At 41.1% G+C, this 22,402-nt stretch carries 14 protein-coding genes; 2 read left to right on the top strand and 12 right to left on the bottom strand.

Translation table 11 applies throughout. The annotated features are described in order from the left end of the window. Positions 1–19: 19 nt before the first annotated feature. The 10 genes from K8P02_RS16750 to K8P02_RS16705 all read right to left on the bottom strand — a co-directional run bounded on the left by K8P02_RS16750 (position 20) and on the right by K8P02_RS16705 (position 14,730). Positions 20–2,221, bottom strand: a complete 2,202-nt coding sequence (locus tag K8P02_RS16750) for a GH92 family glycosyl hydrolase (RefSeq protein WP_025867032.1) — start codon at positions 2,219–2,221, stop codon at positions 20–22. A 57-nt stretch (positions 2,222–2,278) separates the two neighbouring features. Beyond that, positions 2,279–4,435 carry an alpha-galactosidase gene (locus K8P02_RS16745; protein ID WP_002558167.1) on the bottom strand — a complete coding sequence of 719 codons (2,157 nt, stop codon included), beginning with the start codon at positions 4,433–4,435 and terminating at the stop codon, positions 2,279–2,281. Between the two features lie 113 nt (positions 4,436–4,548). Beyond that, entirely contained in the window at positions 4,549–6,498 is a 1,950-nt protein-coding gene (locus K8P02_RS16740; protein WP_002558166.1) for a sialate O-acetylesterase, read from the bottom strand. 239 nt (positions 6,499–6,737) lie between these two features. After that, positions 6,738–8,378: a KGGVGR-motif variant AAA ATPase gene (locus K8P02_RS16735; protein ID WP_044094774.1), complete on the bottom strand. Its 1,641-nt coding sequence runs from the start codon at positions 8,376–8,378 to the stop codon at positions 6,738–6,740. Positions 8,379–8,380: 2 nt separating this feature from the next. After that, the gene (locus tag K8P02_RS16730) at positions 8,381–8,899 is read right to left on the bottom strand and encodes a helix-turn-helix domain-containing protein (RefSeq protein WP_002558164.1); all 519 of its coding nucleotides are present in this window, start codon (positions 8,897–8,899) and stop codon (positions 8,381–8,383) included. Between the two features lie 5 nt (positions 8,900–8,904). Further along, positions 8,905–9,339 (bottom strand): DUF6932 family protein, encoded by a 435-nt coding sequence (locus tag K8P02_RS16725; protein WP_002558163.1) that lies wholly within the window; start codon positions 9,337–9,339, stop codon positions 8,905–8,907. A gap of 825 nt (positions 9,340–10,164) precedes the next feature. Further along, positions 10,165–12,216 (bottom strand): alpha-galactosidase, encoded by a 2,052-nt coding sequence (locus K8P02_RS16720; protein ID WP_044094772.1) that lies wholly within the window; start codon positions 12,214–12,216, stop codon positions 10,165–10,167. Between the two features lie 59 nt (positions 12,217–12,275). Beyond that, positions 12,276–12,707, bottom strand: a complete 432-nt coding sequence (locus K8P02_RS16715; protein WP_002558161.1) for a SufE family protein — start codon at positions 12,705–12,707, stop codon at positions 12,276–12,278. Between the two features lie 35 nt (positions 12,708–12,742). Next, the gene (locus K8P02_RS16710; protein WP_002558160.1) at positions 12,743–13,744 is read right to left on the bottom strand and encodes a M20 family metallopeptidase; all 1,002 of its coding nucleotides are present in this window, start codon (positions 13,742–13,744) and stop codon (positions 12,743–12,745) included. Positions 13,745–13,818: 74 nt separating this feature from the next. Then, the gene (locus K8P02_RS16705; RefSeq protein WP_044094942.1) at positions 13,819–14,730 is read right to left on the bottom strand and encodes a S66 peptidase family protein; all 912 of its coding nucleotides are present in this window, start codon (positions 14,728–14,730) and stop codon (positions 13,819–13,821) included. Positions 14,731–14,897: 167 nt separating this feature from the next. On the opposite strand from K8P02_RS16705, the gene K8P02_RS16700 reads away from it, so the two are divergent. Beyond that, positions 14,898–15,806, top strand: a complete 909-nt coding sequence (locus K8P02_RS16700; RefSeq protein ID WP_002558158.1) for a phosphate acyltransferase — start codon at positions 14,898–14,900, stop codon at positions 15,804–15,806. A gap of 8 nt (positions 15,807–15,814) precedes the next feature. Continuing rightward, on the top strand, positions 15,815–16,876 hold the full coding sequence (gene buk, locus K8P02_RS16695; RefSeq protein ID WP_002558157.1) for a butyrate kinase: 1,062 nt from the start codon (positions 15,815–15,817) through the stop codon (positions 16,874–16,876). A 348-nt stretch (positions 16,877–17,224) separates the two neighbouring features. Here buk and K8P02_RS16690 read toward each other — a convergent pair whose 3' ends face one another. Both K8P02_RS16690 and K8P02_RS16685 read right to left on the bottom strand, forming a co-directional pair. Beyond that, the gene (locus tag K8P02_RS16690) at positions 17,225–18,877 is read right to left on the bottom strand and encodes a SusD/RagB family nutrient-binding outer membrane lipoprotein (RefSeq protein WP_002558154.1); all 1,653 of its coding nucleotides are present in this window, start codon (positions 18,875–18,877) and stop codon (positions 17,225–17,227) included. 20 nt (positions 18,878–18,897) lie between these two features. Continuing rightward, positions 18,898–22,284, bottom strand: coding sequence for a TonB-dependent receptor (locus K8P02_RS16685; protein ID WP_002558153.1), 3,387 nt, complete (start codon positions 22,282–22,284; stop codon positions 18,898–18,900). Positions 22,285–22,402 lie beyond the last annotated feature (118 nt).

Raw genomic sequence — 22,402 nt, 5'->3', positions numbered from 1 at the left:
TTCATGATTAATAGTACTATTACTTTTGTGGTGTAGCACTCATAACAAATTCCAGGGTACCGCCATTTAATATATCTTGATGTGTGATATAATTTTTTGTATACTTCTTACCATTTAGCTTTATGGAGCGGATATAAATCTCATTTCCTTTTTTGCGGGGAGCTTTTATTGCAAAAGTCTTTCCGTCGGGCAGATGTATCGTTGCTTTTTCCAGCATCGGAGTGCCAATTATATATTCACCACTCGCCGGGTTGACCGGGTAGAAACCAAGTGCTCCGAAGATGTACCAGGCAGACATCTCACCACAATCATCGTTTCCGGCATATCCCGAAGAAGTATCATTGTACAGGTTATTCATGATGTGCGCTACATACTTCTGTGTTTTCCAGGGTTCTCCAGCACAGGTATACAGGTAAGCTACGTGATGGCTGGGTTCATTTCCATGGGCATATTGGCCAACAAAGCCGGAGGCATTATCGTTTAGTTCACCGCTTTGATGATTGACGGTGAAGAATGTATCCAGTTTTGTTGTAAAGGCTTTATTTCCTCCTGTCAATGTAATGAGGTCGGGTATGTTTTGTGGTACATACCAAAAGTATTGCCAGGCATTTCCTTCTGTGAAAGGATAACCGCCATTGGCTCCGTATTTATAAGGATCAAATGGCTCTATCCATTCGCCCTTATCATTTTTCGATTGAAAGAATCCGGTCTCCGGATTGAATAAATTACGATAGAAAGCGGAGCGTTTCATAAAACGTTCGTGGTCATTGTTCTTTCCTAATTTTTTTGCAAGCTGTGCTACACACCAGTCATCAAAAGCTTGCTCCAGAGTAATGGAAACTGATTGAGTCTGTATATTTTCGGGCATATATCCATATTTTTCCCATACTTCAAAAGGTGAGTTGGGATGAGAAATTACCGAACTGTTGTATACGGCTTCATAAGCTTTTTCTATATCAATTCCGGGTATTCCTTTCAGGATAGCATCTACAATGACGGGAATGGAGTGGTTACCTATCATGCAGTAGTTGTCTTGTCCCCATAATTGCCAGACAGGCAGATAGCCATAATACTCATATTGACGTATCATGCTTTTTACGAAATCTGTGACACGATCCGCGTTGAGTAATGTATAAAGTGGATGAGCACCTCTGAATGTATCCCAAAGAGAGAATGTCGTGTAGTGTATTTCGTTTGCAGACAGCTGCCGGGTGGTGTAATCGGCTGCCATATATTCTCCGTTTACATCACTTATTGTATTGGGTTGTATCAGGGTGTGGTATAAAGCTGTATAGAATATTGTTTTTTGCAAATCGGTACCTTGGATATTGATTTTTTCCAGTTCTTTTTCCCATAATCGGTCGGCATCAGTGGTGTATTGGTTAAAGTCCCAGTGTGAGGCTTCCTGCTTTAGATTTAATTGGGCATTATCCGTAGATATCGGAGATAAAGCTACTTTGCAAATCAACGGTTTTTCATTAAGCTTTCCAAAACGCAACATGGCATGCAGATTACTGCCATTGATGACGGGTGTGTTTTCGTATTGGCGGTCACCGTCTCTCAACGATGAGGAGAGAATAGGACTGGAAAATTCTATGTAGAAATATACTTTTCGTAGTTTGGCCCAACCTGTAATGATGCGGTATCCTTCGATAGCATGATCATTAACGATACGGATCTGAGAATTTATGATGCGGCGATTCCAGCTTCCTTTATTGGCTGAATGGTCTAAGTCGATGATGAGTTGTGCTTCTTTTCCGTTAGGGTAGCTATACCGGTGGATTCCTGTTCGTGTGGTTGCCGTCAATTCAGCATTGATTCCTTCGTCTGCCAACATCACCTGGTAGTATCCGGGTTGAGCCTTTTCTGCTGTGTGGGAGAAATTCGAAGAAGTACGCCCTTCGCTTGTCGGTAAAAGTAAAAGGTCTATCAAGTCTGACGCTCCTGTTCCGCTGAGGCGGGTGTGACTGAATCCATAGATGGTCTGGTCATTGTAATCATATCCCGATGCTTGTGCCCAGTCGGGAGCTTCGCGAGTATCGGGGCTTAACTGTATCATTCCGAAAGGAACGGTGGCACCCGGGTAGTTGTTACCGGACAAGCTGCCGTGCACGGCTCCTGTTCCGATAAAAGGGTTTACGTATTGTGTGTGTTCGCCGGCTTCTATAGTACCGGTAATCAGCATAAATGTAAAGATGCTGCTTAATAGTATTCGATTCATTGTGTTATGGTATAAAGAGGAGATGGAATCTCTTTCCATCTCCTCGTGATTCCGTTTTTACTGTGCTATGATTTCAATAATGCGGCTGTTTAATTTATAACCAGTGAAGAGGTCAAGGCCTACATTCATCAGATATTCACCCGAGAAAGTCTGTCCGTTTCCGTTTACAGAAGAAGAAGCTCCCGGCATCAGATTAATTTCTTTCACCTGATACATTTTGTTGGCTTCCAATCCTTGTAAACGTACAGGCAGGATATGTTCGCCGTAGCGTGGGTAAACATCAAATGCGAATACGATGGCTTGATTCTTATCTTTGTTCACATACATACTTGAAGTATGGTTACTTCCGTAAGGCGAAACAAGACGATAGAGATCACCTTCCAGTATAACCGGTTTCAAGCGGTTGTATTCTGTTACAGCCTGACGACAATACACTTGTTCGTTTGGGTTAAGATCACTCATCTTGATATCAAATCCCAGTTTGCACATCATTGCTACATCCGTACGAAACTTGATGCTGGCATCTTTGTTCCAGGTAGTAACGTGGGCACACAAAGTCTTACTGGGGAATACTTGTGAGAATCCCCATTGGATAAACAGACGTTCGATAGGATCTGTGTTATCGCTGGGCCAGAATTCAGTGAAGTACTTCAATGCTTCATAATCAGAACGTCCGCTACCACCGGCGCACAACATCATAGGCAGATTCGGGTATTTGGCTTTTATGCGGTCGAGCACTTTGTATAAGCCTTTTACATAGTCAATATATAGATGTGTTTGTTTTCCTTTCAGGTAGGGTGAATAGATGTTAGTGATAGGGCTGTTACAATCCCATTTGAAGAAAGCAAGATCCGGGTATTTAGTCATTAACTGATCCACAACGCCGAATACATAATCCTGTACAGCCGGATTGCTAAGGTCTAACACCATTTGGTTACGGAAGTAATATTCTTCACGGTTAGGCAGATGAATTACCCAGTCTTTATGCTTCTCGTAGAGTTCGCTTTTGGGGTTTACCATTTCGGGCTCAATCCAAATGCCGAATTTAATACCGTGTTTCTTTGCTTCAGCAGTCAGGCGTCCTATGCCATTCGGTAACTTATCAGCTGTTTCTATCCAGTCGCCCAGCCCTTGATGGTCACTGCTGCGAGGATATTTGTTAGCAAACCAACCATCGTCCAACAAGAACATATCTACACCCAATTTCTTGGCTTCGTCCATCAAACCGATCAGTTTTTGTTCGTCGAAATCAAAATAAGTAGCTTCCCAGTTGTTAAGTAAGGTCATACGTGTCTGATCACCGTCTTTTACCTGATAGTGGCGTGCCCAATCATGGAAATTACGGCTGGCTTGTCCTTTTCCGTTCAGGCTATACGTGAAGTAAAACTCCGGTGTACGGAATATCTCTCCGGAAGGAAGGCTATATTCTGATGCGTAGGGATTGATACCACTGATGATGCGCAACTGGCTCTTGTTGTCTACTTCAAAGGTGAAGTTGAAATTGCCTGTCCAGCCTAATGTACCGACCAATACTTCGCCTGCATTTTCTTCGGAAGGCTGATCTATAGCCAACTGGAAGAAAGGGGAAACGAACATATTGGCGCGTGCTCCCAATTTGGTATCAATGACTTTTTTTCCGAAAGCCAGTTCACGTTCCATGACATTAGCTTCGTGTGACCAATCTCCGGCAAACTCTGTGAGGAAGTATTTGTCATGATTGAGATGTAACAGTGAAGAAGCATACTTATGAAGCATTACCGGCTTCTTTTCACGGTGACTGATTTCGGTAAATGTTTTGATAATGTCTTCATTAGCATAAGTCACATAGTGCAACTTCACAGTTACCGGATATTGGTCGTCAGCTAATGTAATGACAGTTTCGTTTACACCATCTGAGAGGTTCCGGCTGTCGTGTGATACATATTTTAATAAGGTAGAAGAATTGCCGTCATTGTGCACAATGTGCAGTGCTGGTTCAAAGTAGTCTTCCATACCGTGGGTGAGATAGGCTTCGGTCCCTTGCGGCAGATGGTTAATGTCTGCTTCGTGGTTGAGGCGTTTGCCCAAATATGACTGGTAAAGACGGCCATTGTCACCTACACGGTAGATGAGGCTGGTGTTTCCGGTCTCAATTTTTATTACCGGTTTTTCGATGGCGTGGGCTATGCCTGCAAGACATAATAAACCTGCCAATAGGGTCGTTTTTAAATTCATGGTACTAAATAGTCTTTAAATTTATGAATGAATTACGAATTAGTCTCGTCTGCAAAGTAACCCGGATTTATCCTGTTAAGGAATAGATAAAATTACTTAGAATATGGATAATCTTACTTTTGTGCCTCTTCGCATGTTCCTTTGTCTGTTCGGAAGGGCGGAACCGGGAGGTTGGAGTTGGTACTGTAAAGATTACCATCCGGACAATCAGCCCAGTTATAGCGGGCAGCTATAGGGATTGCCACATCCGGAGATTCAAGTACGATGTTTGTTTTTCCTGTTAAGGTTGCCGTTGCCGGATGGAACACTCCATCCGGTCCGGCCAGGATAAATCCTTTTATTATTTTTTCTTGTGCTTGTATTTCAGTGTTGAATGTCAATGTTAATTTCTTTCCGGAGATGTTATAAGACTGGCAGGCTGGCATTATGTATTCTCCCTGATGGTAAGTATTTGCCAGTGCTAAAGTAGCAAAGCGTTTAGCCACTTCTTGTTTGTTTTTAGGGTGAATGTCGTAGGATACTCCCAGATCTATGGCTACTACCATTCCCGTATTATCCACATGCAGGGCTTCTGCCTGTGCCTCCCGGAGGGCGGCCCATTGAGAGTCTGGCTGAACCTCTTGGGGCTTCAGAAAGTTTGCCAGTTGAACAAAGTAGAATGGAAAGTCCGTATTCCATTGCTTTCTCCAATCGGCAATCAGCGACTGGAATAGGGGAACATATTGTTTATCTCTTCCTACATTAGCTTCTCCCTGATACCAGATAACTCCTTTGATTGGGAATATAGTAAACGGATGTACCATAGCATTGTACAAGACCGAAGGATAACTTGAGCTTTCTAATGACATCGGTGCCGGAGGGAGATCTCCCAGAGCTATACCTATCCGGTAATTCCATATTCCTTCCAGCTTGATTTTCTGCCCGTTGGCTTCTGCAAACATATCTTTTCCTTCTCCGTGTATACCACCTTCTCCGCCAGAGTCGGACACTCGTATAGTGATGACTCCTTTTCCTGCTTTAACTAGTTCTGCCGGGACGGTATAGTGGCGAGGAGTTGAGTATCCATATCCTTTGGCTATTTCTTTTCCATTATAATAAGTGACGTCTTCGTCGTCTATCATGCCGAGATTTAATGTTATTTCCTTGCCTTCCCAGCTTGAAGGAATCTCTATTTCCCGTTGGAACCATACTATGCCGTCTACTCCGTTTAGTCCTTTCTGTTCCCAATACCCCGGAAGTTCCATAGTCTTCCATGCCGGATCGGTCTGAAGAGAGGAGATCCACATTGGAATTCCTTTATTGAGGCCGGCATCCTTGGTTACTAATAGCTCCTGCCACTCTTTTATCTCTTGCTGATAAGCTGCGATGGCCTCTGACTTTTCTATTTTACTTGCTTGTATCTCGAAACCTGGCACTTGTTTTAAAGAACCGATACTTGTCCATGCTTCGGCGGGAGTTCCCCCCCAGGTACAATCAATCACACCAATGGGCACATTCAGTTCTTTCCATAGTTCGCGTGCATAGAAATATGCTATGGCCGAGAATTCCGGAACGGTAGAAGAATTGCATTCCTGCCAACCTCCCATGTTCATCTCTACATTTTCTGCAGGAGTCACTGAAGTCGTTTTTTTAACTTGCAGTAAACGGATAGAAGGGTATTTTGCTTCTGTTACTTCCTGTTCATAGTTCATTACCTTTCCCCATCCGGCTACAGGCATTTCCATGTTAGATTGTCCTGAACAGAACCACACTTCTCCTGCCAGTACATTTTTTAATGTCAGGGTTTCTCCGTCAGAGATTGTTATGGTATAAGGCCCTCCGGCAGCAGGAGTGGGTATTTCTATTCTGAAAGAACCGTCAGCAGTTGCTTTTGTCGTGAACTTATTGTCATTCCAGCTGGCTTTTACTGTAACATTTTTGCCTGCTTTGGCTTTACCTGGAAGCGTTAATGTGCTGTTTTGCTGTACCACCATATTGTCGGTGAAGAATGCTGGTAATGTAACTTTTGCTTGTACAAAACCAGTCATGCTCAAGGCCAATAAAATCAGTTTATATTTGTTCATCTCTACTTTGAGTTTTAATCGTTTGCTCAAAAGTAGGCAAAGGCAGACTATTAATAGTAGACAAACAAACCAAAAAATGAAACATTTACGGCATAGAGTGCTTTTTGAGTGGTTTCGTATACATTTCTACTGTTTTTGGCTTCATTTGTGATAGTTTTAGAGGCCTTTGGGGATTATCTGGATGTTTGTTCTATCTCTTTTTACCGAAATATTTAAGGAAAAAACAGATGTTTCTGTTTCTACAATGTTTTCAATAATTCAATTTCTTCCTCTTTTCCATAGCGTTTCAAAAGAGAAATAAACTTCTCGTCATTCTTGAATTTTGAATAAACACGAGGTACAGTCGATATTGCATTCTTTATATCAGCCCCTTTACTTAATGCCATATCTATATTCATATAAAATAGAGGAATATCGTTTTGATTTGCTTTTATTTCAGCTAAAGTAGTATAAAATAGCGGTTCATCCTTCTTTTGTTCAAGAGCACTGTATATTGATCTTTCGGCTTCTTTGTAATTTCCGATATCGTTTTGATAACAAGCAATCAGGTTATCCACTTCCGGAGACAAATAGTTCATTTCTTTTAATTCGCTCAACTCCTGTAGAACTTCATTTTCAGGAAATCCGCCTATAGTTGTTTTCGTTAAACAATATTGATAAAAAGCTTGGGGAGAAATATGTCTTATTGGCGATATCACTTTATAAGCTTCTTTCCACTCTCCTTTATTGTAGAGTAACCCTGCTTTTAGTATCAGATAATAGGGTAAAGGAAGTAGTTTGATAGCTTGATTTATAGCTCTAATCCCTTTCTCTTCCATTTCGGCTTTCAAGCATTTAAGAGCAAGTAAATAATAAAACTGATCTGCTTTCGGATATTTTTTTATTGCTTCTTCTGCCAGTTGTACGCCTTCTATGGCATTTTCTGTCTGACTTATTTTATTATAAAGCCGGGCTATTTCTTTCTCATTATCAAACTTCTCTATTTCCTCTTTTGTTAAATCACCTGCTGTAATTCGGGCAAAAAAATCCAGATATTCGTTTGCAATGATTTCTGATGAGCCTTTTGTCTCTTTTTCAAAACCAATTTTAAAAGTTTCGCTACACTCCAGATCTCTGTCCGAATGAATCACTACCGGAGTACTGTTCAGTTCCTTGCCGGAAGCGTAAGTCAATCCCTCAAAGTGTTTTTTAAAGTTGGCGATTAAACTCTCTTCCCGCAGGCATTCTGTAGGAGTAGAAGGATAAGGTATTCTCGTAAGAGCCAAAATAATCTCTTTTTCCTTTTCCAACATATTATTTTTTTGATTCAATACGCTCCGTACAATTCGTTGGCAGCCTTCGAGATTTTCTTGATTATTGGCAGATAGAATAACTAACCGGTCAGCAAGTAAAGAGATCGTGAGGCTGGATATATCAGTTATTCCCGTACGTGTATCAATCAAAAAGTAGTCTGGCTTATATTTTTTCTCTATTTTTACCTTCAGATCCAGGAAGAAGGCGATGCCTGTTGCATTCTCGCCATAAAGCAATTCATACCAGTTAATGGCAGATAGTTTTCGCCAGTACTCCGAAGATTTAGGATTACCAGCCGGAATTAAATCTAACGAGGAAGACAAATCTTCCAGATGATATGCATACGGTGTTATTTTTGCCGGAATTTTATGATTGATTGCATATTCGTAGATATAATCTACAATGCCGCTCTCAACCTTTCTGTCCCATTGAAAATTAGAGAACTTAGTATGTAGCCCCGGAGCTTCAAGATCGAGGTCAAGCATGATCACTTTTTTCCCAAAATCGGCGAGCCTCCTTGCTATATTCGAAAGAGCTAATGTTCTGCCCACCCCTCCTTTGTACGAGTAAAATGCAATTGTTTTCATAATTATTCCTCTCCTGCTATTTGCAATATACTTCCTCTTTTCCGTATCTTATCATTTAGTTCCCACACATTCGCAGGAGTTGCCTTAAAAGCGTCCTTTTTAAAATCTTTTCGCAGTATCATACGTATCTCCAGTGCTTCCAGCAGCTGTAGAATACGCTCAAAACTGGCACTTAAGTAGTCTGATTGTTCATAACGCTGTATTTGTTGCTCCTGGATAAACATTTCTGCCGCTAACTTTTTCTGACTGATATCTGAGGCGATACGAAAACTTATGATAGCTTTGTTCATGTCATCTTTAAAAGAGTCAAATTCCAGCCATGACAAAGATTTAGAAGTTAGCTTTTCATACTCCTCCAGTTCTTTTTGTAATTTAACTAATCCTCTTTCAAAAGTGCCTAATTGTAGACGAAGTGGTATGTTATTCTCTTTTTGCAATATCTCTTTTATGTCCCATATGTTTGTGAGCAACTCTTCCAGTTGCTTCTTCATCATTGTGTATTGCTTCTTGTTTTTAATCATAATGCTTACAATTTAATCATTACAATACCCTTATCTTCATATTGCTTTGTTTTTTGGAAGTATTCTAGAATAGTTAATTCGGGCAATAAAATAGCTTTTGAAAAAGCTGAATATATTTCTCCACCGAAATACTCTTTCTGTACCTCCGAATTACTTTCTAACAAAGACTCTAAGACATTGTTCAGAACCTGTTCCCGGTTCTCTGCTGTTGTATCCCAGCAGGCATCGTAATCGTTTGGATTTAACTTTTTAGTAACAAAACTTCCATCTAAATACAGAATATCACAATGTAGTATTCTACATTGCTCCAGTAAGAAAGACATTCCCTGCAACAATTTCTGCCGCTTCCAACTAAATCCAAACCTGTTCTTTACCTCCTCAAAAGAGGCCTCATATATACCTGGTGGCAAATAACCGTCTTCATTAAACTCTGGAATCATTCTTTTTCGGTTGAGTTACTGCAAATATACAACAAATTTGTTTGGTATCATGCATTTGAATATTTATTTTTCATAAACTATACCAGTTAATAAAAACATGACTCTCAATAAAATTACTCAGAAAATAGGCGTGGTAGGGAGTCGCTTTGGAATGAGGTAATGTATAACTACTTTAATTATTCATGCGAATCAGTAGTTGGATATTGGCTTCAGAACTGGTCGGACATGAACTAAACTCACCACAGAGTACTATTTATCTGATGAAACACGTATTAACACATAAACACAGATTAAAAGATTGTAGTTCTTTATCTTAGATTTGTTTCCCTTTGCGAAAATCTGCGTTCAACTGCGTTTTAAAAAAGATTTAAACTCTGTAGAACTCCGTGTTATTCTGTGGTGAAATACACTCAAGACCGTATAGATATGAACAAGACTAACTCTTAACTGGTTTCAACTACTGTCCGTATTATTAAATTATTTTTGATCTAACTTTCATTTTAAATGGGCAGAAATTATATGAATCTGAATAAAAGATTCTTTTTAAAACTGATTTATTAAAAGGGGGAAGCGTTATATTAAATGATAAGGCATTCCTGACATTTTATGAGAAAACAATGACTGCTTACATGGAAAGGATACATCTGCGATATTTACCAGTTTGGGAGGAAGCATTTTGACACGGCATGATCATACAAATAAAACGGCATTTAAGAACCATATTGCTCAATCTGCCGTCAGGAAGGCGGTTTTCTCACGAGCTGTTACGTTAGAGGTAAAACCGGAAACACAGGGGTAGCTATCTGTGAAAAATAGAAATATCTTTTATTTTTTCTTTTTCTCAAAGCAATATACCCTTATGTCACCGGCGGGAATCTCACATTTCAATTCATTCCCTGTGGGGTTTACAGAGGTATCGGTCCATAATTCTTTGATGCGTTTTACGTTAGCCACATTGACTCCTAATCTGGTCAGGTTGATTGTCTCTGTGGCTTCTTTCGATGCATCATAATTGAATACAGCAAGGTAAAGTGCATTGTCTGTGTCAAGCATGAAGGCTTTTTCCACACCATAAGTACCGCTTCCCGTACTAAAGTTAACAGGCATATTACCTTCTACCGGACGAAATGAACGTCCTAATTGTGCTAATGCATTGATGCTGGCATTAAGCACTACCTTTTCCGCCTGGTCACGAACCGTCTGATTACCTGGATAGGAGCCTTTCAAACTAAAATTGTCACCTAATAACATGGTTCCTGTCATCGCTCCTGTAGTGACGCGAATACGGCTGGCTCCTTCAGAATTACCATTCAGTACCAAATGATCGGGGTCATTGTATGGATATACACGATCCAGCCACCAACTAAAAGAAAGGCTATTGAGCATATACTGGCTGTTGTCTATACTTCCCCAGGCATCGCATGAAATGCGGCGGGCGTGACCATATTGCGATGGAAATACGGGAGCAATAGAGAGATCAATAAAGAGATCATCACCACACGCTTTGGCAAAGTAACTCATGCCATAGTTGTAGGCTTGTATGCCGGTGGTAATGTCCGGATTATAAAACTTATCGGCTTCCAATGCTGCGTTGTTGATAAAGTCTATTTTTACGTACTTATAGCCCCAGTCTTTGAAACGTTTTATTTGCCAGTCTATACGGGCCAGCGTACCGGGATGCGTGGGATCAAGTGCATAAGATTCTATTTTGCGACGCTTGCCGTTGGCAGTAATGATGATATCGCCATATTTGTATTTACCGTCTGTTCCTTCCACGTTCCAGTTATCTTTTTCGCCTCCCCAAAAGGAGAAGGGCGTCCAGTAAATACCCGGGATCTGCCCGTTGGCTTTGCAATGGGATACGAAGTCTTTGAGTTGTTGTTCATTAAAGTTATCCCAAAAGGAGTCGAGTATCATATATACCTCTCCGTTTTCATTATGAAATCCGGCTGGTTGCAGTTTGTTTCTGAAATAATCTGAGATATCAATAGCACCGGTATAATTCACTTTATCGGCCATACCTCCCCAACTTTGCCAGGCAAAAATGGTCCCTTTCTGCCAAGGTAGTGGCGGAGTAATAAGAGCTGTTGCTTCACCGATATTCTCCATACCGATACGCCAGTCTTTGAAAAAGCCAACAAGGATCTTGGGCGATTTGATGCGTGTGCCATACAATTTTCCATGTTTATGGATAGCAGGTCCTTTTTCCGGACGAATGTCATTAGTGCGGGCATCTACCAGTCCACCAAATACAGAGAGACTTTGCAGGCAGTTATTCTCCGAACTGCTGTAGGTTATACCGGTTTTCCAGTTGTCATGTTCTATCGAACCCAGGCAGAGGCCCTGGCGGCTGGTAGCATCATAGAAGGCTGTTACTTCACAGGAAACAGAACTGGTGTTCCAGGGATTGGCAGAGTAACCACGGAAACTATCATTGTCGAAGGGGACATCCAACAGCCGATTGTCACCATCGGCAGGCAGGAATGTGCTACTGGTATTACTCATAACCGGAGCTATCCAGTTACAGCTTGTTCTTTGATCTGATAGGAGATAGGCTTCGGTCAACAGATAATTGCGTGCGGGATAAAAGTAGAACACTTGTTCCAGATTTTCTTTACCGGGCCGGCCGGAATAGACATATGTATATTTTTTGCCTTTACCGAATGTGTCCGAGATATTCTCTCGTTTCAAAGTAGCAATGGGATAATCGGAACTTTTCAATACCTCTCCACTGGCATTGATTGCTTGTACGAAAGTTTCCTTTAGCAGTGTTGTTTCCTGATAGAGATAATCTATCGTTTGTGTGTGTTTATTGAATGCAATTTTCCACTTTCCGTTTTTGATATCAAGATTTCCTGCAAGCAAAGTTTGTGCCATGAGGCACAAGCTACTTGCAAGTAGAAAGCATTTAAATCCGCAGATTATCATTTTGATTTTTATTTTTTACTCTCGTCTTTGGCTTTGAATGCCAATGCATAAAGTCGCATTTGCTTTACCATTGAGAGTAGACCGTTGCTACGAGTGGGAGACAGATGTTCTTTTAAGCCTATTTTATCGATAAAATAAAGATCTGCATTTAAAATTTCATCCGGTGTATGTCCCGAAAGAACTTTTATAAGCAGGGCAATGATACCTTTTACAATCAGCGCGTCACTTTCTGCTTTGAATATCATTTTTCCATCCACTTCATCAGCTTGTAGCCATACACGGCTTTGGCAACCTTCAATCAGATTCTGTTCCGTTTTGTATTTCTCCTCAAGCGGTTCTTGTTCATTTCCTAAATCGATAAGCAACTGGTAACGATCCATCCAGTCATCAAAGTCGCTGAATTCAGCTATTACTTCGTCTTGTAATTCATTAATTGACATGAGTATATCTATTTACATTGCACATTGTGCACATATTATTTTTCATTATAAATGACTTCCATTACTGTTTGCCCTACGGCTTTCAGAGTATTACGGTTGATGTTGTCCATGTCATCTTTCAGTGTGTGCCACGTCGGATCAAAGGAGTATTCTCCTTCCGGGTCACAGGGAACGATGTCAATTGTCTTGATTCCTGCTATTTTATTAATAAACAGATGGTCGTCTGTCGCTCCACCGTTAACTTCATCTATGAAAAATTTTCCATATCCCAATGTGTTGGCTTTCTCCCATACTTTCTGATTGATGTCTTTCGCGTATTTTTCGGAATAAGCTTCGCGGTAGAAAGTAGGTTGTTGTCCGCCTACCATGTCAAGTAGAATTCCGAAACGGGCATTGTAACCCTGTATGTGCGGATTGCGTGCCCAATATTGTGCACCCAGGCACCAGGCATCTTCTTTGTGGGCACCGGTATAAGATTGATGTGTACCGTAGTCTTCTGCATCAAGGAAGATGATATCGATTCCCAGTTCCGGCTGTTGTTTTTGTATCTGACGGGCTATTTCAAGCAATACTCCTACACCACTGGCACCATCGTTTGCTCCCAGAATGGGGGTGTAATGATTTTTAGGGTCCGGGTCATTATCAGCCCAAGGACGGCTGTCCCAATGTGCAAAGAGAGCTACACGCTTTTTGCTTTCCGGTTTGTAGGCACCGATGATATTCCGGGCTTTTAATAACGTACCATCATAGGCGATAAGATCGGCATATTGGCTGGTCACTTTGGCTCCGAATTTTTCCAGTTGTGATGCAAGGTAGTTACCGCAGGCAACGTGTTCTTTACTGTTGGGTACACGTGGTCCGAAGTCAACCTGCGATTTTACGTATTGATAGGCACTGTCTGCATCAAACTGAGGTGTCTGGACTGCTGTAACTTCCTCAACCGTTTCACTTGCTTTATTCTTGTTTCCGCAAGAAGAAAGAGAAAGAGTGGAAAAGAGTAATAGACCGGCCAGTAACATGGTATAATTCCTTTTCATTTTAGATAACTGTTTTTATTGTGCAGGCAAAAGTAATGATTTTCACTATAGCTTGCTCCGGAAGCCATCGTTTATTAACAAATGAACTTCAATTCAACTGATTTTTTACCTACTGTAAACTCTACTTCTGCTCCGTTGATCAGTGGTAGGTTATTGGTAACATGTCCCACCGGAAAATTGAAACAGACCGGGTAATCATATTCTTGTACGAGATCGGCCAACGCGGCATATAGCACTTTTCCTAACGAACGGTCTTCTTCAAATTCAGTGAATTGTCCGATAATAAGTCCGGAAAGTTTTTCGAGCACTCCACCCAACTTTAGATTGTACATCATACGCTCTATTGCATGAGGACGTTCGCTGATATCTTCGATAAAAAGAATTGTTCCTTCCGCCGGTATATCATAAGGTGTACCCCGCAATCCATGAAAAACAGCCATATTGCCCCCGCGGAGAACCCCGCGTGCTGTTCCTAATTTATTCAGTACATGCCTTCTGTTACAGTATTCAGGTAGTTTACCGCTAAGAATATTTTTCAGATGTAGTGTACAGGGATCATCTTCCGGTTCTACAGTAAGATGACGTGCCATCGGCGCATGTAAAGAAGCAAAGCCATTGAATTGTATAAGATTGTGGAGTGCAGTAATGTCACTGAACCCTATCACCCATTTGGGATGTTCACGAAAAAGAGTAAAGTCGAGTTTCTCAATGAGATGTATAGCTCCATATCCACCCCGACTACAAAGAATCGCTTTTATTTCCGGATCGTCCATGGATTCCTGGAAATCTTTCAATCGCTGTTTGATGGTTCCTGCGTATCTACCCGACGAAGCTCCTGCGTATTTGCCTGTTATAACTTTTAATCCCCAGGATTCCAACCGTTTTTTGGCTTCTTTGAGGAACGACTTATCTATTTTACTCGATGGAGATACGATGGCGACTTTGTCACCTTCATTTAAATAAGGAGGTAGAATCAGGCTGTTCATACGCATTTGTTGTTTTTTGCAAATGTACATATTCAAGACATTGTGGCATAAAGTTTAACGAATTTTATTCTCCGTATGACAAAATGTTACGTATATGCATTATTTTTATACGTTACTATGCTGTATTTTTCAATCATTTTTCTGATATTTGCTAAAAATCTAACGTTATGGAACCTATTAGAAATTTCGACCAGCTGACATCCCACTTGAAAACGTTGAATAGACGGAAGAGGATTGCAGTAGTTTGTGCCAATGATGCCAATACAGAATATGCCATAGCCCGTGCTCTTGAAGAAGGAATTGCTGAATTTCTAATGATCGGAGATTCGGCGATACTTGAGAAGTATCCCACTTTAAAGAAATATCCGGAACTGGTAAAAACCATCCATGTTGAAGATCCGGATGAGGCTGCCCGTCAAGCTGTGCGTATTGTTCGTGAAGGTGGAGCAGATATTCTGATGAAAGGGATTATTAATACGGATAACCTTCTTCATGCCATTCTCGACAAAGAAAAAGGACTGTTGCCTAAAGGGAAAGTATTGACTCATCTTGCTGTGATGCAGATTCCTACCTATAATAAATTACTGTTTTTTTCTGATGCGGCTGTTATTCCCCGTCCTACTTTGCAACAACGTATTGAAATGATCTGGTATGCCATTCATACTTGTCATTCTTTTGGGATTGAACAGCCACGTATCTCTCTTATTCATTGTACGGAGAAGGTCAGTGCCAAGTTTCCCCATTCATTAGATTATGTGAATATTGTGGAGTTGGCAGAAGCCGGTGAGTTCGGTAATGTTATTATTGATGGTCCGTTGGATGTCCGCACTTCCTGTGAGCAGGCAAGTGGCAATATAAAGGGAATTGTTTCGCCTATCAACGGGCAGGCAGATGTTTTGATATTCCCTAACATCGAGTCTGGTAATACTTTCTACAAGTCAGTGTCTCTTTTTGCCAATGCAGATATGGCAGGCTTGCTGCAAGGTCCTGTTTGTCCGGTGGTACTACCTTCACGTAGTGATTCCGGTTTGTCAAAATATTATAGCATGGCTATGGCATGCCTTACTTGTAAATAAGATGTATAATGAAGATACTCGCCATTAATCCTGGTTCTACTTCGACGAAGATTGCCGTTTTTGAGGATGAAACTCCGTTGCTGGTTCGTAATATTCGTCATACGGTAGACGAGTTGGCTACCTTTCCACAGGTGACCGATCAGTTTGATTTTCGTAAATCTCTTGTACTTACGGAGCTGGAGAAGGAAGGAATTCCTTTCCAGTTTGACGCCATTATCGGCCGTGGAGGGCTGGTAAAGCCAATTCCCGGAGGTGTATACGAAGTTAATGAGGCTATGCGGCTTGATACTCTTCATGCTATGCGTACCCATGCCTGTAACTTGGGATGTCTTATTGCGGCTGAGTTGGCTTCTATGCTTCCCGGTTGTCGTGCTTTCATTGCCGATCCTGGTGTGGTGGACGAAATGGATGAAATACCTCATATCACAGGGTCACCTCTTATGCCTCGCGTTACGATCTGGCATGCATTGAACCAGCGTGCTATTGCCCGTCGCTATGCCCGCGAACACGATACGAGATACGAAAATCTGAATCTTGTTATTTGTCATTTGGGCGGAGGTATTTCTATTGGTGCCCACGATCATGGGCGTGCTATAGACGTAAATAATGCGCTTGATGGTGAAGGACCGTTTTCGCCTGAGCGTGCCGGAACTCTTCCGGCCGGGCAATTGATAGACTTATGTTATAGTGGACGTTTTACGAAAGATGAATTAAAAAAACGTATTTCCGGTCGTGCCGGTCTGACAGCACATTTAGGTACGACGGATGTTCCTGCTATTGTAGCTTCTATAGAGAATGGAGATAAGAAAGCAGAGTTGATATTGAATGCAATGATTTATCAGGTGGCCAAGAGTATTGGCGCGGCGGCTGTAGCTCTCTATGGTAAAGTGGATGCAATACTGTTGACGGGAGGGATTGCCCATTCCGATTATGTCGTTTCCCGTTTGAAAGAACGTATCTCTTTCCTTGCTCCGGTGTATGTATATCCGGGTGAAGATGAGTTGGAAGCTCTGGCACAGAATGCATTAGGAGCTTTGCGAGGAGAATTGCCTATTGCTGAATATACATGATACGGGTTGGGTGTATAGAGAACAGATATACTTGATTGTAATAATAGTATAGAATACCTTGCTTAAGATATGAAGTTTGCAATGAAAACATCCGGATGTTGTGCTGCACAACATCCGGATGTTTTATATAAGAACATGGGGATGTTTTTATTGTAAAAATGTACTTTTATCTACAATAAGAAAGTACGGTAATGATTAGAAGCATTACTGTGGTTTGTTCTATTGATTCGTAGTTATGCTGTATTATAAAACAAGAGGGTACCCTTCACTTTCGGATACCCTCTTTCAATCCTCTCTCTTAATTTAAACTAATACGGAGAAAACGTCTAATCAGGATTTTTATATCTATTAGAAATTATTTTTTCCAACACTCCACCATACGTCGGTACCACCATTATCGGCGCCTCCTAAAGCACCTACCAATTGTTGATATAGATCCGGGAAGGATGAAGCTAAACCAGACGGGAACGGGAGACGGCGTACCATCTTATTGGTATCAATCAGTCCATTGCTATGATTTGTCAATACTTTAAACAAATGAGGATAACCAGTACGACGCTGTTCAGCCCATGCTTCTGCTCCTTCCGGATACAGTGCCAACCATTTTTGCGTGATAATTCGTTCCAACTTCACTTCCTTGCTGGCATTTTCATCCCATTTGGGAGTTATTGTTGATACGGCTTTCATGTCATTGCTTTCAAAGAATACGTCTTTGTAGTCTGAAGGTTGGGAATTACTTTGTAAGTATTCGTCTGCATTTGTTGCTCCCCACTGTTCGAAAGAAAGGCGGACAGCTTTTTCATAACAGTTCTGAACGCTTTCGTTTGCTCCGGTGAATTCACGTAATTTAGCTTCGGCGCGAAGGAACCAAACTTCGGAAGCTGTCATTAAGGGTGCATCAGTAGTAATCTGGATAGTTGAGCGTGAGTGGTATTTATAATGATTACATTCGGCTGGCGTATTGTAGTTGAATCCTTGCGGAATACCTTTTTGCATGCCCTTATAGTCGAAGCGTGGTTTGAATGATGCGTCCAAACCTTCGGTTCCGCCTACAGAAGGTGTAAAATACTTATTGGTACGAGGATCATTATAACCTACGAGGAAAGATTCCATTGAGGCATTCATATACACTTCCCACCAACTGAGCCCGATGGTGCCCAATGGATTTTTGTAGTTACTTCCATCAGCAAAGACGGCTACATTTTCGGCATTGGTTTCAATGAGTCCGTGAGGGTCTTGTAATGCTTTGGTAACCTCAGTTGCTGCCTGTTTCGGATTTACGTTGGATATACGCATGGCTAATCGCAGGCGAAGTGAATTAGCCCATTTGGCATAATGTGCCAACGTTTTATCGTTTTTCATCAGAATATCGAATTTAGTAATATTGTCTATAATTTCTTGAGCAATACCTTCTTGAGTGGACTCATCTATCCAGGAGAGAGCCTGATCGATATCTGCAAACATGGCTGTGTATACCTTTTCCTGAGATTCGGGAATGTAATTTTCAAAATCTGAATAAAGAATTGCACCATACTGATCGGCTAATCGATGAAGCATAGCTACTTTATATATTTTGCATAAGGCTAAGTAAGGTTTGCAATTAACATTGGCATCCATACTTTTATTCAGAGCAGATACTCCGTATTGATAAGTATAAGTCCAGTTTGTTCCATTCCATCCGTCATTTAGATTGTAAGTGGAATTCATGTCGGTAAACTTGGAAGCCATGTCGTGGAAGTAGCCTGCAAACATATCTACATTCAGATTTTGCATGGTCTGAAATGTCCAGTCTGTACCACCTGGAGCCGGGTCATTAAAGTAGATGGAACGTTGAATGGTATTGAAATACATTTTGTTACCATACTTACTATCTGCTATTTGCTTGTCGGGTGTATAGGCTCCCAATTCGGTGTTCATATATTCAAACTTGTCCGTACAGGCGGTTACAACAAACAGAATACCGAATAATAATGCTGCTATATATTTGATTTGATTTTTCATATCGTTCTGTGTATTAGTTATTAGAATGTAAATTTTAGGTTAAATCCCATACTGCGTGTAGTTGGCATTCCAAATACGTCTACTCCCTGATTTGTGTTACCTACAGACATTAAAGCATCCGGATCGAATGGTGCATCTTTGTAAATAAAAAACAGGTTGCGTGCAACTAATGCCAAGTTGATACTTTTAAATACCTTTGTTTTTTCAATCCATGCCTGTGGCAGATTGTAACCGATAGATAGTTCACGCAGGCGAATATTGGTTCTGTCGTAAACGTAATACTCAGAACATCCATCAATGTTACCAACTCTTCCATAGAAGCCTTGTACATCTTTAATTTGTTTACCTTCTAATTCGACATAACCGCGGTCCATCGCTTCTCCTATGTTTTTGCTGACACCATATTGATCCAGTTGGCCTTGAGTGAATGACAATACTTTCCCACCAAAGCTGCCATCGATAAGGAAACTGATGTTTACTCCATAGAAGCTGAAGGTATTACTCCAACCCAAAGTACAGTCGGGGTTACTGTTTCCTAAGTAAACATCGTCACGGTTTGCTGTTAGAGTAGGGAGTCCGTCGTCGTCATATTGAATCTTTCCGTTATCGTCACGGCTGAAGCCTTTTCCGTAAAGATCTCCCAATGATCCCCCTTCTTTTACTTTCATACGATAAGCCATGTTCAAGCCATCCTGTCCATAGTTATACTCTTTGTATGTGTCGGTCAATTCTTTTACTTCATTCTTATTGGTGGCAAAGTTTACCTGGGTTCTCCAATAGAAGTTTTCATTTTGTACAGGAACGCCACCTATTGTCAGTTCGAAACCTTTATTACTGATTTTGCCTGCATTGATCATCTGATTGGTATAGGTAGAACCTGGTTTCATCGGAACAATAAGGAATTGGTTTCTGGTCATAGTCTGATACCATGTGAAGTCAAGGTCGATTCGGTTATGTAAGAATTTGAATTCACCACCAACTTCCCAAGAGTCTGTAAGTTCGGGTTTCAAAGTTCCGTCATTATAGTTGGTCACTTGTTCTATATTGCCTCCGATAGACAGTTGAGGATAGAGATGGGCCTGATATCTGGGCAGGTCATTACCTACCTCGGCAAATGAACCACGTATCTTGGCAAAATTAATCCAGTCCGGCAGATTAATTGATTTGTGAATCAACCATGATAAACCTACGGAAGGATAGAAGTAACCTTTTTTCAAAGAATTGGTTCCATACAGTGTAGATGACCAGTCATTACGTGCTGTCAGATCCAGATAAAGAGCATCAGCGTATCCGATTTGTGCGGTACCGAACACAGATTGTACTTCTCGGGTAGCATTGTTTTCAGTTTCCATACCCGTACCGGAATCGTATTTGACATTACGTAAGTCAAATACATTAGGGTAATGAAGTCCGCTTTTATATGAATCGATATTTAGTGAGTTACTTCTCTGGTAGTTGATGGCTGCACCAAGTGCTGCGTTCAGGCTGAACTTACCCCATGTTTTATTTATCATAGCCATAAGGTCACCATATACCATGAACTCACTACTTGTCCCATACATGTATCGTCCGTTATCTGTTTTTGCATCCCAATCTCCGCCAGTCAGACTGGTAGAAGTGGAAGCCCACATTTTTTGTTCGGTTTTATCACCGATATAATCGCCTGTACCACGTGCCTGGATAGTCAGCCAGTCAGTTGCCTTGACATTAGCAGTTAATGAAGCAATGGTACGTGTGCGTGTGTCTCTGTTGGTTACGCGGTTTAGCATCCAGTAGGGATTTCCTTCCATTCCGTTGTTGAAGTCTTTATACCAGTACTGTCTGGGCATACTACGATCATCGTCCCATTTCTCTCCGGCTTTGTATTCGTTCATATCTTTCTCACGTGGGAAAGTATATAAGCCGATCAATGGATTCAGGTATAGGCCACCGGTTACAGGACGGTTTTTACCATTTTGGTGCATCAGGTTAACGTTACCGTCAAGGGTTAATTTATCATCGAAGAACTTGCCTGTCTGGCGGAAAGTAAGGTTGTGTTTTGATAGTTTGTTAACGTCAATGATTCCTTTGGCTCGTGTATTGGAATATGAGAAATAGGTTTGAGCTTTCTCATTTCCGGTAGAGAGACTTATTGAGTTGATGGCTGTGATACCGGTTGAGAAGAAGTCGGACAAATTATCATGTTTGCCGATACTTGCATCTGGTTTCCAGCTGGAATTGTATGAGTCCTGGAACTCTGGTTTACTAATTGCCTGATCGAATGTGAGGCTGGCTGAATAAGTTACGCGGGTTGAACCTGCCTGTCCTTTTTTCGTGGTGATCATGATAACACCATTTGCGGCTTGTGAGCCATACAGCGCTGCGGCAGAGGCACCTTTCAGGACAGAAATAGATTGGATATCTTCGGGATTCAGGTTCGAAATACCATCACCGGTATCATGATTACCAGCATCATTATTACCTCCCATAATAGTAGAAGTAGTTTCATTGGCAGAGTTCAGCATGGGCACACCGTCAATTACATAAAGTGGTTGATTGTTTCCATTTTCATAGGCCGAACGGATACCGCGGATAGATACTTTGGCAGATCCACCCAATCCGGAAGCACTTTTGGTTATAGTTACACCGGCAATTTTTCCTTCCAGTGCATTAATCATATTGGGATCTTTTACGCGGGTGAGATCATCTCCGTTTACCTGTTGTACGGAATAGGTCAATGTTTCTGATTTACGTTTGATGCCCATTGCTGTTACAACAACGGTTTCAAGTGACAGTGCTTCTTCCTCCATCTTGATATTGAAGTTTCTTTGTCCTTTTACTGCAATACTCAGTGGCTGATATCCTACATAGGTGATGGTTAGTGTAGCATCGGCAGGGACGGAGAGAGTGAAATTACCGTCCATATCTGTAATTGTACCATTAGTCGTACCTTTTTCCAAGATATTGGCACCAATGATAGGTTCTCCTTTACTGTCGGTAACTGTTCCTTTGATAGGAATGTTATTGTTGTTTTGTTGTATGGATACTACATTCTCATTATTTTTAGTGAGAACGATATTGTTTCCTTCCATTACATAGTTGATCCCTGTACCCTTGAAGGCTTCGTCCAGCACCTCTGATACGGCTTTATTGTCAGCATCAATGGTTACGGTGCGTCTGGTGTCTACATTCTTTTTGTTGTAAACAAACAGATACTCGGTCTGTGATTCTATCTGAGAGAGTAATTCGCTCACTTTCAGATCTGAGCGGGGAATGCTAATTTTTGCACTTTGTGAATAGCTGTTTCCGCTGTAAGCCTGAAATGTTACGAACAGAAGAAGGAAAATAGTAATCTTCATAGTAAGTAATATTTGCTTGAATGCTAAACTTTTTGGGCATAAATGCCCTTTCAAAGAAATTTTTCTCATATCTTTGTAATGTGTTAAGTTAATAAATTGATTAAGGTCGATTTTTGACTGTTTCGAATCGGAAAGTATGGGGGTACTTTCCGATTCTCTTTTTCAGAGGGGATAGGGGATTTTCTAT

This window comes from Bacteroides nordii, assembly GCF_019930665.1.
Taxonomy (GTDB): domain Bacteria; phylum Bacteroidota; class Bacteroidia; order Bacteroidales; family Bacteroidaceae; genus Bacteroides; species Bacteroides nordii.
This window is presented reverse-complemented; position numbering and strand designations above follow the sequence as displayed.